Annotated in this window: 11 protein-coding genes; 4 read left to right on the forward strand and 7 right to left on the reverse strand. The window is 64.4% G+C overall.

The features are described from left to right. The first annotated feature begins 722 nt into the window (after window positions 1-722). Window positions 723-1,481: an LOG family protein gene (locus tag V6584_RS03315; protein WP_340469720.1), complete on the forward strand. Its 759-nt coding sequence runs from the start codon at window positions 723-725 to the stop codon at window positions 1,479-1,481. 15 nt (window positions 1,482-1,496) lie between these two features. Here V6584_RS03315 and V6584_RS03320 read toward each other — a convergent pair whose 3' ends face one another. From V6584_RS03320 to V6584_RS03330, 3 genes are all read right to left on the reverse strand, one after another. Beyond that, complete coding sequence (locus V6584_RS03320; protein WP_340469021.1) at window positions 1,497-2,168, reverse strand: O-methyltransferase; 672 nt, start codon at window positions 2,166-2,168, stop codon at window positions 1,497-1,499. 392 nt (window positions 2,169-2,560) lie between these two features. Continuing rightward, complete coding sequence (locus V6584_RS03325) at window positions 2,561-3,685, reverse strand: succinate dehydrogenase/fumarate reductase iron-sulfur subunit (RefSeq protein ID WP_340469022.1); 1,125 nt, start codon at window positions 3,683-3,685, stop codon at window positions 2,561-2,563. A gap of 90 nt (window positions 3,686-3,775) precedes the next feature. Then, window positions 3,776-5,752: an FAD-binding protein gene (locus tag V6584_RS03330; RefSeq protein ID WP_340469024.1), complete on the reverse strand. Its 1,977-nt coding sequence runs from the start codon at window positions 5,750-5,752 to the stop codon at window positions 3,776-3,778. Between the two features lie 178 nt (window positions 5,753-5,930). On the opposite strand from V6584_RS03330, the gene V6584_RS03335 reads away from it, so the two are divergent. Further along, window positions 5,931-6,275 carry an MGMT family protein gene (locus V6584_RS03335; protein WP_340469025.1) on the forward strand — a complete coding sequence of 115 codons (345 nt, stop codon included), beginning with the start codon at window positions 5,931-5,933 and terminating at the stop codon, window positions 6,273-6,275. Window positions 6,276-6,383: 108 nt separating this feature from the next. On the opposite strand, the gene V6584_RS03340 is transcribed toward V6584_RS03335, so the two are convergent. The 4 genes from V6584_RS03340 to V6584_RS03355 all read right to left on the reverse strand — a co-directional run bounded on the left by V6584_RS03340 (window position 6,384) and on the right by V6584_RS03355 (window position 10,651). Next, a complete protein-coding gene (locus V6584_RS03340; protein ID WP_340469026.1) occupies window positions 6,384-7,532 on the reverse strand; it encodes a DNA-processing protein DprA in 1,149 nt (382 codons plus the stop codon). After that, window positions 7,529-9,073, reverse strand: a complete 1,545-nt coding sequence (locus tag V6584_RS03345) for a YifB family Mg chelatase-like AAA ATPase (RefSeq protein ID WP_340469027.1) — start codon at window positions 9,071-9,073, stop codon at window positions 7,529-7,531. Before V6584_RS03345 ends, V6584_RS03340 begins: the two co-directional genes overlap by 4 nt. Then, on the reverse strand, window positions 9,073-9,624 hold the full coding sequence (locus V6584_RS03350) for a YraN family protein (protein ID WP_340469028.1): 552 nt from the start codon (window positions 9,622-9,624) through the stop codon (window positions 9,073-9,075). Before V6584_RS03350 ends, V6584_RS03345 begins: the two co-directional genes overlap by 1 nt. 139 nt (window positions 9,625-9,763) lie before the next feature. Further along, window positions 9,764-10,651, reverse strand: coding sequence for a pyridoxamine kinase (locus tag V6584_RS03355; RefSeq protein ID WP_340469721.1), 888 nt, complete (start codon window positions 10,649-10,651; stop codon window positions 9,764-9,766). A 339-nt stretch (window positions 10,652-10,990) separates the two neighbouring features. Here V6584_RS03355 and V6584_RS03360 point away from each other — a divergent pair, with 339 nt between their 5' ends. Both V6584_RS03360 and V6584_RS03365 read left to right on the forward strand, forming a co-directional pair. Further along, entirely contained in the window at window positions 10,991-11,953 is a 963-nt protein-coding gene (locus V6584_RS03360; RefSeq protein WP_404802621.1) for an ABC transporter ATP-binding protein, read from the forward strand. Between the two features lie 11 nt (window positions 11,954-11,964). Then, window positions 11,965-14,778, forward strand: coding sequence for an FtsX-like permease family protein (locus tag V6584_RS03365; protein WP_340469031.1), 2,814 nt, complete (start codon window positions 11,965-11,967; stop codon window positions 14,776-14,778). The last annotated feature ends 116 nt before the right edge of the window (window positions 14,779-14,894 follow it).

The following is a 14,894-nucleotide window of genomic DNA, read 5'->3' on the forward strand; positions in this document are numbered from 1 at the left end:
GGCCGCAGGGCATCGGAAGACAAATCGATGCGGGCTTCGGGGCTCCCCGCGATTTTGGTCCGTGCGGGTCCTCGTCCGAATCGTGCGATGCGTATTTTCGCACCGTCGGAATTCATGGAGGTCACAGGCCTTTGACACTGTCTTAGGGTGCGTAGGGATTTCGGAGTCCGTATGGGGGAGTCGGTGGTTTGGACGGTAGGTCTGGCCGGCATGTCAGACCCTTCCGGCTTTTGCCTTAGATGCGGCAGAGATGAGCAGACACAGATGACTCGGTATTTCATCCATGTTCCATCCGTGGCTTCAGGGGAGCATGGAGAGGTGCTGTCAAGGCGAAGGACATGAAGGCAGGTCCGGCATGGTCCGATGACGGCGTCCGGTGTCAGCCGTACGGCTGAGCGCGCGTGGAAATCACGGGCGGGCGTCTGATGGTTCCTGACAGGAAGGACGACCCCCGTCTCCGCTCCGGACTCGCAGGTGATGATGGGCCTGGTTGTTGTCCAGGATTGGTAAGGTCATGTTGAGGGCAGGCGTGAGTGCCTGTGCCGAAAAGCCATGAGAGGCGGGAGCGGGGAATCGTGGACGATGAAGCTGGCAGGTTGACGGAATCCGGTGACCGGAGGAATCAAGCGGACAGGACAATTCATGCAGTGGATGGCATGGACTCCTTCGACGGGGACGGTCCCTCCGGTCAAGGTGACCGGGCGGACGGGCAGGAGGGCCTGATGTCAGACAGCGCCTACGGTCCCGATGGGCCGACCTACCACCGGGGGCCGGTCATACTCAGGGGCCCGATGATTCCAACGGATAATTCCAACACAAATATATTCGCCTCGGGTGGGGATACGGACTGGCTCCATATGGATCCATGGAGGGTCTTGCGGATCCAGGCCGAGTTCGTGGACGGGTTCGGCGCCCTGGCCGAGTTGGGGCCTGCCGCCGCGGTCTTCGGCTCCGCCAGGACCAAGCCTGACGATCCCGACTATCAGGCGGCCGTCAGGATGGGGGCCGGCCTGGCCCGGAAGGGGATGGCCGTCATAACAGGCGGCGGCCCCGGAATCATGGAGGCCGCCAACCGCGGAGCCGCCCAGGTCGGAGGCAAGTCAGTGGGTCTGGGCATAGAATTGCCCAAAGAGCAGGGAATCAACGAGTGGGTCAACCTGGGAATCACCTTCCGCTACTTCTTCGTGCGCAAGATGATGTTCGTCAAATACTCCTCCGGCGTCATCATCTGCCCCGGCGGCTTCGGGACCATGGATGAGATGTTCGAACTTCTCACCCTGGTCCAGACCCACAAGGTGGCGACCATGCCCGTCGTCCTCTTTGACAACGCCTATTGGGATGGCCTCTTCGAGTGGATTTCGACAACGGTCAGGGGGAGGGGGATGATATCGGACCTGGACCCCCAGCTCTTCATCCGTACCGATGATCCCGACGAGGCTGTGGCCGCCGTCACCAGGCAGACGGAGGGCCTGGGCGACTGACCGCCGCCCCTTCCCTCAGATCCTCGTGACCAGGGCCATTCCGCTCCCGACCGGCAGGAGGCAGGCCTGGGTCTGGGCATCATCAGCCAGCGAATCCAAGAGCGTCCTCAGGGTGACGCTCTTTTCGGAGCGGTCGGCAGGATCCATCAGACCTCCCGCCTTTTCGTCTCCACACAGGCAGAAGGCATCTGTGAAGACGAGCTGCCCTTTCGGCCTTAGCAGGCGGCCTGCATGGTCGTAAGCATCACGGTAGTTTTTGCTCTCTCCTGCGATGACGATCATGTCGTAATCGGCTGGATTCAATCGCGTGAAATAGGTACCGGCCTGGGTGTTGACCGCCCTCAGGCGCAGGCCGGTTGAATCATCCACGCTCTGGAAGGCCTTTTTGATCAGGGATGCTCCCCGTTGGGAGGAATCGACGGCGGTGAACTGGCCGTGGCCGTGCAGCCCGGCGATGAGGCGGAGGGCCTGGACGACGGAGCCGGTGCCCACGGAGATGATCGACTCCGCTCCAGCCCCGGCTGCAAGATACTCCAAAAAGGCCCCTTCGGCCACGGAGCACTGTCCGAAACCCTCCTCCAGGGCCTGCCGGCGGCTGGCGCTTATCTGGTCCGGCTCCTGGTTGAGCGGATTTTCTTCGGCGAATTCCCAGCCCTTGGCACGGTTGCTGTACGAGGTTCTATCCATGGTGTCCACTCTAATGAGGGGGCCGCACAAGGTCACGGGTGGTGGTGTGCCAGTGCACCACGCTGACAGGCGACCATCCCCGGGGTCGCACATCCCGGGGTCGAATATCCCAGGGTCGAATATCCCAGGGTCGCACAAGGTAGGGGGAGAGGCATCGGCCCGGGTCCGAGCAAATTCATGGTGGTGGGGCGGGGCTGTAATGGCTTCTTGCAGGCGCACGCACGTGTCGGCTGCAGGTCTGCCGGCCAGCCGGATCTCTTCACCGACCAGGCGGCGGTAGGGGCCGGACAGGATGCAGTGCGTGCGGGCGGTCCCTTTTGATTGGTTTCCGGATTATCCCGCCCCTCAGGCTCAACGGTGCCGGGATGGCGAGCACCTCTGTGGGGAGGGGGTCAACGGTTGACGGCTTCGACCAGTCTCCACATCTCCTCACCCACGTCGATTCCCCTGGGGCAGGGCCTGGTGCAGGCGCGTACGGACTGGCAGGCCAGGATGCCGTCGGCCTGGTCGATGGCATCCAGGCGTTCCTGCCTCGATCCGTCCCTGGAGTCATTGATGAATCTGGCCGCCGCTATCATGGCGGCGGGTCCGGCGAAGGCCTCCCCTCCGGCATATATGGGGCAACTGGCCTCGCACAGGCCGCAGGTTATGCAGTTGCTCAATGTCTCATAGGCTCGCAACTGGTCGGGGGTCTGCAGGTATTCCCCTTCGATGTCAGCCTCCGGCCCTGTTTCGTTCAGTGGCCCGTCCGGAGAGGACTCCACCTGTCCGGACGGGTCGGCGTCGCCCCCTCCGGAGACCTTGCGGCCGTCCTGGCCTGCATGGTTCAGGTATGGGGTGTACTGGCGGATCTGCCGGTACATGGTGTCGGTGTCGACTATCAGGTCTTTCAAAACGGTGAAACCGGGCAGGGGGGCTATTTCTATCAGAGCATGCCGCCCGGTTACGGCTGTTTCCTTGGTCGGATTCTTCTGACCCTGCGCGGAGTCCGCCAGGTGGTCGCCCCCCGTTTCCTCCGGGATCCTGGCCTGTCCGGTCCTGCGGAAACCGGATGAAGCGGTCGCCTCAGGCCCGCCGGTCTCATGTCTGACGCTGGCCGCAACGGTCGCCGTGCATAGGAGGGTGGCCTCACCGTTGACCAGGACTCCGTCCGAACCGCACATCCCGTGGCCGCAGGAATATCTGAAGGCCAGGGTCGGGTCCTGTGAGCGCTTGATGTCGAGGAGGCAGTCGAGAAGGGTTCGGCCTGGATCCGTTTTAAGGACATAGTCCTGAATCCAACGTCTTCCCCTCACCCTCCTTCGGGCCATGGCCGGGGAGGGAGTGGAAAAGGGATTCCGCCTCTGCCTGGCCGGGCGGTCCGGTTTCGGCGCGAAGCGGGTTATCCGTATGGTGATTCTGGTCGGGTCCGGCCTTTCCTCGTCGGCACCGACCAGGATCTCCCCGTTCCGGGTGGTCGTGTTCGGGTTGGCTGCAGGGGACGTGTCCCTCCCGTCAACCCCCATCGACTGTCTCATCGCCTTCCCGCACCTTCCTCATGAGCCGACCAAGGGTCGTTTCCCGGCCCTGTCATCTGATATCTTTCATCACCGGCTCGACCTCGGCCTTCAATACCCCCTGCCCTGAGGCGGCAGGTCGACGATGTGCACCGGCTGCCAGCGGACATCGCCTTGGGCGTCCACCATCGAGTGGGCCAGGAAGCGGCTGTCGTCGCGCCGGGGATGGTCCTTACGGTAGAGGGATCCACGAGACTCCTCCCTCTCCAGGCTGGAAGTGAGCACGGCCCGGGCCAGGGTCAGGAGGTTCTTGACCTCCATGATTGCGGTGAGCTCCTGGTTGAAGGCGGGTTCATCCCCGTGGCAGGCAAGTGTGCGGGACTCCCGGTCCAATTCATCGATTCGGTCCAGGGCCCGTTCGATGCTGGACCGGTCGCATCTGACAGCGACCCCGTCCTCCATGACATGTCCGACCCGGGCCATGAGGTCGTAGGCGTTGGCATCGGTCTGGCCTCCCTCTGCCTGCTCCCCGTCGGCGGGGTGGTCTGCCTCGTCACGGGTCCGGAGACCGCTGACAGGCCCTCCCTGGCTGTGCTCGTGGTCTTCGGTGCGGGCCACGGCATCCGAACCGGCTTCTTCCGCTGCCTCCTGGACTCCCTCGTGGTCCGGCAGACCGTGCAGAAGGTCGTGGATGCAGGATTCGCGACCGGCAAGAGTCTCTTCCAGGAGGCCGTCATGGACTTCTTGGCCCCGTTCCCCACCTCCGTCTATTCTCTTTGCGACCGCCTGTCCCGCCCTGCTTCCGAAAAGGCAGGCATCCAGGAGGGAGTTCCCGCCCAGCCGGTTGGCCCCATGCACGCCGACACAGGAACATTCACCGGCTGCGTACAGACCGTGAACGGCCATTCGCCCGCCATTCGCCCACCGGTAGACCTGGCCCTTGGTGGTGGCTGGTATTCCCCCCATGGTGTAGTGGGCCGTGGGTTTGACCGGGACCAGGTCATGGGCCGGGTCGAGGCCGGAGTACCTGACGATGGTTTCGTAGACTTGGGGGAGGAGGGTCTTCATCCTCTCTTCGCCGACGCCTGTCATGTCCAGCCAGACGCAGTCCCTTGGCCCGTCCGGTTCCTTGGGATCGGCCACCCCTCGGCCGGCGTCCACTTCGCTGGCTATCGACCTGCTGACGACGTCACGGGGTGCCAGGTCACGGTGTTCGGGCGCATATCGGGCCATGAACGCCTCGCCCTCACTGTTGCGCAGGATGCCGCCCTCCCCGCGGGCTGCTTCGGACAGGAGGATGCCCGTGTGCCCCAGGCCGGTGGGGTGGAACTGTATGAATTCGAGGTCTTCAAGCTGGAGGCCGGCCCTGAGGGCCAGGGCCATGCCATCGCCCGTCAGGTCCCAGGAGTTCGAGGTCGTATGGAAGAGGTGGCCCGCTCCTCCCGTGCACAGGATCACGTTGTCGGCGGCGATCGCATGGGCTCGTCCATCGTGCGTGTCCAGGACCACCAGGCCCTCGATTCCCCCTTCCTCTGCGTCTGACAGGACCAAATCGGTCACATACCATTCCTCGGCGAATTCGACCCCGTATCGCACGCACTGCTGCCAGAGGGCGTACAGGATCTGGTGGCCGATCCTGTCGGCCGCGTAGGCCGCCCGCTTGACGGGTTTTCCTCCGAACCGCGCGGTGTGTCCTCCGAATCTGCGCTGGGCTATATGGCCGTCCTTCCCCCTGGAGAAGGCGACACCGTCGTGTTCCAGTTCGATTACGGTTTGCGGCCCCTGGCTGGCCAGGATTCTGGCGGCATCCTGGTCGACCAGCCAGTCGCCCCCCTTGACCGTGTCATAGTAGTGCCAACGCCAGTCGTCTTCCTCCTCGTTGCCCAGGCTGGCGGCTATCCCGCCCTCGGCCGATCCGGTATGGGAACGAAGGGCCTGGAGTTTGGAGATGACCAGGATCCCTCCCTCGCTCCCCTTGGAATGCTCGGTCCCCAGTGTTTTCACGAGGGAGAGGGCGGCTGACAACCCGGCCGCACCGGCGCCGACGACGACCGCATCGTAATGGCATTTGACCTGTTCAGGACTCATATCCCAGATGTTCTCACAACCCTTTGATTCCGCGCCCCCGGTCTTCCCACGCGCGGTTCGGCCGGTGCCCTGCCGCCGGTGGAGGACCCTGCCTGCCTGTCCGCCCCTGCAGACGGGAGCGATTCGATATCTCAGCCCTACCAGCGGACCTGTCGGATTGGAAGCGGACAATACGGGTATGGAAAAGCAATCGTTCTTCCGCCAGGTCTATCGGGTGGTCAGACGGATTCCTGCCGGCAAGGTCGCGACTTATGGGCAGGTGGCGGCTTTGACGGGGCATCCGCACCATGCGCGATTCGTCGGATTCGCCCTCCACGACAATCCCCAGCCAGGTGTCATCCCCTGTCACCGGGTGGTATTCAGGGACGGTTCCCTGGCTCCCGGATTCGCGTTCGGTGGCCCTGGAAGGCAGCGGGAGCTGCTCGAGGCCGAAGGGGTGATTTTCCGCCCGCCGAGCGGGAGAGAGCCCGCCGGGGCGCCGGGGTGGGTGGTCGACCTCGAACGTTGCCTGTGGCAGGCGTGAGACCTCCCTCGGAGTCGGACACAAGGGGAGGCCTCGGTCAGACATCGTCCCGGCCTCCCATTCGCCCCAACCCACCATCTGCCACGCCCCTGGTCAGATTGGGTGGCATCATCCTGCCGCTCCTCCGACGGGGCCGCCGCCTCCTGGGCAGTGAGCGGGCCCGTGCAGAGCCGGAGGGGGAAGGTCGGCGGCACCCATCAGGAGGGTGGCCCTGCCCTCATGGATCAATCGGTTGCAACCAGCGTTGTCGGGCATGTCGATCCTTCCGGGCGCAGCATAGACCATCCTTCCCAGTTCAGCCGCCCAGGTGGCCGTGTTGATTGCTCCTGAACGACAGCGGGCCTGGGCCACGACGACTGTTCCGGCCAGGGCGGCGATGATCCTGTTCCGCAGGAGGAAACGGCGGGCTTCCGGCACGGTGCCGGGAGGCATCTCGCTGACCAGTGCTCCACCTCCTTCCCTGATGGCCTTGAAGAGCCGCCCATTGCAGCGCGGACCCATCCTGTCCAGCCCGCCGGCGAATACGGCCACCGTCCCTCCAGGGTTGTCCGTCTCCGGCCCGGCTCCCGACTCCAGGGCCCCCCAGTGGGCGCTGGCATCGGCCCCCATGGCTCCGCCGGATATGACGATGTGCCCCAGCCTGGCTGCTTTGAAACCCATGGAATGGGCCACGAACCGGCCATAATCGTTGCAATTGCGGGAGCCGACCACGGCAATGGGGTGCCTGTCCCGGTTCAGGGCGGCCGCCTCGCCGGACCCCCACAGGCAGAGGGGAGGGGCCCAATCGGATCGGACGGCCAGATCGTCGAGCTGGCCGGGCCAGCATCCGTCACCGGGGGCGACAATCCACCATCTGCCGTCTTCGGTCAACCTTCTGCGCGCTTCTTCCGGCTGGATCCTCTCCCAGACGGACAGGCGGGACAGCCATCCCTGTTTCGCCCGTGCGAAGCGGCCCAGGTCCCCAGGGTCCGTCCTCCGACCCCACCGGGCCGCCCCCTTGAGGAACATCGCATCCAAGCTGGCATCATCCCCTGCCCATCTCGTCATCCATCCACAGGGTCTGGGCGACTCCATCTCCAAGGCTGCCAGGAGGCATGCGGCGTTCGGTGCCCCCATCAGGCTGGCGTGCATGAGCGCGTCGGGCCCGTCCGAGCAGGAGGTCAGGATGGCCCTGGCCAGCCGGTCCCTTCCGGCAGCCCCTTCGAACGGGTGCATCTGTTCGGTCGGCCGATGGCCTTCCTGCGGGGTCCTGCTCATGACAACCGCGTCCTAAGGAGGATGCCGGCTTCGATGTCGTCCCTGTCGGGGCTGTCCCTTCCGTCGAGATCGGCCAGGGTCCATGCCAGCCGCATGGCCCTGTCCGCCCCCCTCAGACTCAGCAGTTGGCTTTCCAGCGCCCTGTTGACCTGGTCCGAGGTCTTCCTTGAGGTATTCACGCGCAGCCATTCGCCACTGGCCTGTGCATTGCAGGTCCAACCCTCCCTTCGGTACCTGCTCCGGGCCACCTGACGTGCCTTGACCACCTGGGCCTTGATTGTGGCACTCGAAGCCTGTCTTCTCAGACCTGAAGTTGGAAGGTTCGATACAGGAGGGACGGTCGTCTGGATGTCGATGCGGTCCAGAATTGGTCCGGACAGGCGTGCCCAGTACCTGCGGCGCTCCCGGGACGTGCAGGTGCAACGTTCGCCGGTGCCGTATCCGAACCCGCAGGGGCAGGGGTTGGCTGCCATGACCAACTGGAACCTGGCCGGGTAGATTGCGCTTCCCCTGGACCGTGACAGGAGGATTCTGTGGGTCTCCAATGGCTCCCGTAGGGTCTGGAGGACGCGGGGGGAGAATTCCGTGGCTTCGTCCATGAAGAGGACACCGCAGTGGGCCCTTGTGATTGCGCCGGGCATGGCCAGCCCCGACCCCCCGCCCACCATGGAAGCGGTCGAGGCCGTATGATGCGGGGCCACGAAGGGTGGCAGGTCGCTGACCCCGTATGCTTTCAAGGTCCCGCACAGCGAACGGATGGAGGCCACTTCGAGCCGCTCCTTCTCATCAAGGGGCGGGAGTATGCCCGGCAGGCGGGAGGCCAGCATGGTCTTGCCGGCACCAGGTGGGCCGACCATGATCATGTGGTGGCCGCCGGCGGCTGCCACTGTCATGGCCCGCTTGGCCTCCTCCTGGCCTACGACCTCGGACATGTCCCCCTGTCCTTCGTGGGTCATGTCCGGACCGGCGGCTTCATCGGCCTCCAGATCCGGGCCGAAGCCGCCCTGCCCGGGAAGGTGGTAGACGGCCCTGCCGCCCATCGCCTCCACCAGTTGACCCAGATGCCGGATTCCTGTGACCTCCAACCCTCCTACCAGCTTGGCCTCCGCAAGGTTGTGGAGGGGGACGAAGGCCCTTCTTATTCCGTGCGCCGCGGCGTGGGTGAGGATCGGCAGGAGCCCGTTGACGGGCAGGACGGTCCCGTCCAGGTTGAGCTCCCCCAGGGTAACGGCATCATCGAACCCGTCCAGCGGTACGGTGCCTCCGGCACCCAGCACACTGGCTGCTATCGCCAGGTCATGGGATGAACCGTGCTTGGGTTTGGAAGCGGGGGAGAGGTTGACCGTCACCCTGGTCTGTGGCCAGCGGAACCCGGCGGCCGAACAGGCCGACCTGACCCGTTCGCGGGATTCCGACAGGGAGGCATCGGGCAGTCCGATGATGGAGAAGAAGGGGAGACCGGGCGATATGAAGGCCTGGGCGTGTATCACAAAGGCCTTGAGCCCGATGAGCCCCACGGATTTCGCCGAACCCAGACGCATCAGAAGGCCCCTTTGATCTGTCGTATGAAGAGGGCCTCAGTCGGCCATCCCCGCCCGGGCGCCCGGCCGTCTGCCAGGGGGATTCGTCCTGACAGCCCTTCCCGGTCGGGGCGGCCAACCATGAGGGTCACCACATCGAAGCGGGTCCCCTTGTGGCGGCATCCCGGGTCAAGGTTGCAGGCGATCAGCCAGCGGACGGCCGTCCTTCTCAGCCTGGTCCGTTTGGCGGGTCCCACGGCCTCCTCGGGCGGACCGAAGGTCGTGCTCCGTCTTGTCTTCACCTCCACGAAGGCCAGAACCTGGTCCGGGTCCAGGGCGACCAGGTCCAATTCTCCGAACCGGCACTGCCAATTGCGGGCCATGATCCGCCACCCCTGTGACTGCAGCCAGAGTGCGACATAGGACTCTCCCAGCCGTCCCAGCCGTGCCCGGCCCACATGCCCGCCGGTCATGGCACGTGCGACCCCCTCCATGGATTCGAAGGGATCGGACTCTTGCGTCCGCGCGTCATTCAGCGGACCCGGTGCTTCCAGCGTTCCTGATGTGTTCATGTGACCAGTGCACCACACCGGCGGTTGACCCAGGAAGTTTGCGAGGCATGTGGTCGAATGCGGTCTCCATCCACAATCCCTCGGGGTGGGGGAGGCGATTCCTTGGGGTCGGGCGGACCTGCCCTGTACGGCCTGTCGCTCAGTCCCGGGGTACCAGGTCCGTCAACAGGCCCAGATCCAGTTCGAAGCTGACCCCCCTCTCCTGGTAGTGGGGCTGATTGCGGGTCGACTTCATGGCCGACCTGACGAATTCGCCGGCGATCCTGGCTGATTCATCCAGGCCAAGACCTGCGAAAAGTGCCCCGCTCAGGGCGGAGGCGAAGGCGTCACCGGTCCCGTGGATCATGAAGGGGAGACGGTCGTGAACCAGCTCCACCTTCCCTTCCACCCCTCCGTGGGCTGCGGAGGCAACATAATTCCGCAGCTTGCCGTCGCCTCTGTCGATTCCCTTCACCACCACATTCTTGGCCCCCATACTCAAAAGGCGGTCGAGACGACGGTCCACCTGGTCATCATCCAGGCACTGGCCTTCATAGGGAATGCCGGTCAGAAGGCTGACCTCGGTCAGGTTGGGCATGAGCACATCGGCCCCGTCGACCAACCTGGTCATGGCATGGCACATCTCTTCGGTGTAGGTGGGGTACATGGAGCCGCCGTCGCCCATGACCGGGTCCACCAGCCGCAGGGCCGACGGGTACTCCCGGTACATGCGTTCGATGATGCCCACCTGCTCGGCGCTGCCCAGGAAGCCGTTGTATATCCCGTCCAGCTCGACCCCCTCCTTGCGCCAGGCGTCGAGATAGGACGGAAGCATCTCGGTCGTGTCGTGGAAGGTGTAATCCTTGTACATGGTGTGGGCGCTGAAGAGGGCGGTCGGCACCGGGCAGACGTCGCATCCGGCCGCCGACAGGATGGGGATGGCTGCGGTCAGGGAGCATTTCCCATAGCCGCACATGTCGTGAACTGCCGCCACGCGCGGTATGTACCGCCTGTCCCGTTGGTAGAGGGGGAATGACTGGTTCTGCATCATGTACTCCTTGTGCCCCCTGTCGACTGGCTGGAACCCCGTCCTGCATGGGGGAGCCCAGGGCGGCGGCTGGTGCGGGTCCCGGGGCCGCAGGAGCCGATCCGCATTCGGCGGCCTGGACGTTCACCATTGTCCATGACTCTACAACCGGGTACATCCCTAAACCTTGCCCGGGCAATCATCCTTCAGGATGACAGGGGCCGTCCCGTCCCTGCGGCAGGTCGGATATTTCAATCGCAGGCATGATGTCAGGCCCTTCGGACTCCTGATAACTTGCTGAAAGGACGCGGGGAAGGACCCCGCTACGGACAGTGAGGTTGCACGATGGACATGCAGCGGATGGAGCCGGTCGGACGATCGGAAGTGGGCGAAGAGAAGATCTCACCGGTCGGTGGGCCGGGGACGGCCATCAGGGCCGAGGACCTGACAAAGGATTACGGAGAGGGCGAGAGCGTGGTCCATGCCCTCAGGGGGGTCGATGTGAGCTTCGACCAGGGGATGTTCACGGCGATCATGGGTCCCTCTGGATCAGGGAAGTCCACCCTCATGCACACCCTGGCCGGTCTGGATTCCGTCACCAGGGGGCACGTCTATCTGAACATGGTCAACGCCACCGGGCTGAGCGAGGGCAGGAAGAAATTCAGGGGCCAGCGGGGGGAGGTGGATCTGACCACCCTGAACGACAACCAGCTCACCCTCCTGAGAAGAAGGAACCTGGGCTTCATCTTCCAAAGCTTCAACCTCCTGCCTATGTTCACCGCCCGGCAGAACATAGAAACCCCCCTGACCCTTGACGGCGGCAGGCCGGACAGGGAGTGGATGGATCTTCTGGTCAGGACCCTGGGACTGGAAGGGAGGCTGGACCACAGACCAAGCGAGCTGTCAGGCGGCCAGCAGCAGAGGGTGGCCATCGCCAGGGCTTTGATCACCAAACCCTCCATCGTCTTCGCGGACGAGCCGACGGGAAACCTGGACTCCCTTTCCAGCGCGGAGGTTCTGGGATTCCTGCGACGCTCGGTCAGGGAGCTGGGACAGACGGTCATCATGGTCACCCATGACCCCCTGGCCGCTTCCTATGCGGACCGGGCCTTGGTCTTCAGCGATGGACGGGTGGTGGCGGACCAGGAGAAGCCAACGGTCGAAATCATGAACGACCTCATGGCCAAGGACTCCCAGACCCTGCTTGACCCGCCCCGGGTCCCCCTACAGGCAGACGGTGCCCCCCGTGTACGCCGAGAGGGAGATGTCCCTGATGATGGCGGGGCCCTCAGGCCGTCAGGCCCTTCGATGAGCGAACGCTGAGGGGGGAAGTCATGTGGTCGATCACCAGAAAGTTGATGAAGCGGGACTCGAGGATGATGGTCCCCGCGGGTATCGCGATAGCGATCAGCGCCTTTTTCATAGCCGCCACCTTCCTTTTCGGGAACATGATGGATGCCTCGGTGCGCAAGTTCGTCATGATGGATGCAGGTGCGGCGAACTACGCCATTCTCTCCGAATCGGAGGATGACCGCAACGTCGCGTCTCTCAAGCTGGACGAATTCCACGTTGACAAGTTGACCGGGATCAAGGGGGTCAAGGGGGTGCGGGTCAATTTCTCCGTTCCCCTTGTCCTGAACACGCGGGAGAGGACGGAGACCCATATGGCCTCGGTGGTCGGTGACGACCCGGATCTGATGCCGGTCAAGCTGGCCTCGGGTCAGTGGCCTGCCGATGAGGATCAGATCGTCCTGTCCAAGCCGGATGCCAAGAAACTCGGGGTCAAGATCGGGGATCAGGTCAAGGTCAATGTGGACTCCCAGGAGTTGGAGCTGGCCATGGCCCAGGATGATTCGCAGGAGGCGCCAGGGGGCGGAACCGGTGACGAATCTTCCGGTGGCTCACAAGAGCCTGTCAAAGCGGACCCGGCCGTGCTGGAGGCCCAGCGCAAACCGGTCATGATGCGACTGGTGGGGATCAGCACGGCCGACTATGGTCAGTTCGCCTATACGGGGGGGTCCGCCGTGGTCACCTGGAAGGGCGCCAACTCCCTTTATGAGCACTTCAAACTGGGTGACATGAAGGAACTGGAGGTGACCGGTCCCGTCTACGTCTCCCTGGACGACAAGGCCGCCCAGGACCGTGCGGTCACGGACCAGGTCAAGGCCCTGGCCCCGGCCGGCTACACCCTGATGGACCGCAAGGCCATGGAGGACCAAGCCCTTCACCAACAGTTGGGGAACGATGCCGACATACCCACAATCTTCCTGCTCACCTTCGGGATCCTGGCCATGTTCATCTCCGCCCTGGTCATAGCCAACACCTTCCAGGTCATGGTGGCCAGGCAGCGAAAGACCCTGGCCCTCCTGCGGACCATAGGGGCCCGCAAGGGCCAGATCAGGGCCTCCGTCATCACGCAATCCGGCATCCTCGGTCTGATAGCCTCCCTGGTGGGCACGGCCCTGGCCGTCGGCGTCGTGGGGGTCCTCTCCCTCTTCCACCTGAAGCTGTCCGACGTTGAGGTCCTCCTGGACATCACCCCGAGGGCGGTTCTCTTGCCGGTCGTCTTCGGGACCCTGGTCACCATCTTGGCCTCCCTGGGATCTGCCCGCACCGCCACCAGGGTTTCCCCCGTTGAGGCCCTGCGTCCCGTGGATACGGTGACCGAGAAGAGGACAGGTCGGACCCGTCTGGTCTTCAGTTTCCTCCTCATCCTCCTCGGTGGCCTGCTGGCCGCCTACGCGGTCTGGCAGTGCATCCTCTTCCAGCAGAATCCCGGCGGCAAGGACAACCCGTCGATGATGGCCCAAAACGGGGGATCGTCCAGCAGCATCGTCCTCGGCCTGGCGGTCCTGGGCGCCATGCTGATCTTCCTGGGAGTCCTGACCAGTGCCAGGAGTTGGATTCCCCGTCTTCTGGGTGGCCTGGGCCGACTGGTCTCCCTGAGCGGCCCCTCGGCCAAGATCGCCACGGCCAACATCTCCAGGAACAAGTCCCGGGTGGCCGCCACAGGCACGGCCCTCCTCATCGGGGTCACCTTGGTTTCCTGCATGGCGGTCGGCGCGACCAGCGCCAAGGACACCTTGGGGAACACCATCAATCAGCACTACGCGCTGGATGTCGAGATATCCGGCCCGGACATCGACGTGACCGAAGCCACCATGCGCAAGGTCTCGAAGGTCAAGGGGGTGAAGGCCGTGGAGAAGGCCTCTGTGAACTACGGGGCCATGATCAAGGACGGGAAGGCCCGCAAGGATTCCCGAGGTGAGATCTGCGTCTACTCGATAGATCCCCAGGCGGCCTCCCGTGTGCTCAATGTGGACCTGTCCAAGCAGCTGGGCGCAGCGGGCAGGATCATCCTACCCGCCGGTCTGCTGGCGGAGCGGGGCGACATCAAGGACGGTGCCCGGATCGACATCCGCTTTGAGAGGGGGGACCATGCCGGAGACGGGGATGCGCCCGGCAAGGCCGACAGGGGCGAAAGCAAGTCGGTCGACAGGTCCTTCATCGGCACCGCGGCCGGGTACAGCGGCCTGTCAGGCCTGGCAGACGACCTGTACGCCCTGGCCCCGGCATCGGGGATGGAGGGGATCGCCGCCGACAACCGCGAGCTGTGGGTCAGGTCCGACGGGAGCGTGGGGCCTGCCGACCTGGTGGCCGACATCCGTCAGGTCCTGGGGGAGAAGAAGCAGCTCGCCTACCATGGAGGCCTGGTGATGAAGGCCACCTATGACCAGGAGATCAACATCATGCTCCTGGTCATGATGGCCCTTCTCGCCGTGGCCGTCATCATCGCCCTGATCGGTGTGGCCAACACCCTCTCCCTGTCGGTCATCGAACGCACCAGGGAGTCCGCCACCCTCCGGGCCATAGGGATGACCAAGACCCAGATCCGTCGCTCCCTGGCCGTAGAGGCCGCACTGATCGCACTGGGAAGCAGTCTGGCAGGCCTGGTCCTGGGGACCCTGGCCGGATGGCTGGGCTCCTATGTGGTCTTCTGCGTAATCGGAAAAGTGTCCCTGTCGGTTCCCTGGTCCATCTATGTGCCGATCCTGCTCGTGGCCTTGGTGGCGGCGGTCCTGGCCAGCATCCTCCCCGCCAGGAGGGCCACACGGACCTCGCCCGTAGCAGCCCTGGCCGAGGAGTAGTAGTGGAGGGGGGAAGGGCCAACCACATGGTTTGCGGAAAAGGGATGGTCGGCAGATAAAAGCAGCCCGCCGGGGCGGATTCCACCCCGGCGGGCTGCTTTCGCAATGTGAAGGCC

Source organism: Bifidobacterium favimelis, assembly GCF_037963085.1.
Classification (GTDB): domain Bacteria; phylum Actinomycetota; class Actinomycetes; order Actinomycetales; family Bifidobacteriaceae; genus Bombiscardovia; species Bombiscardovia favimelis.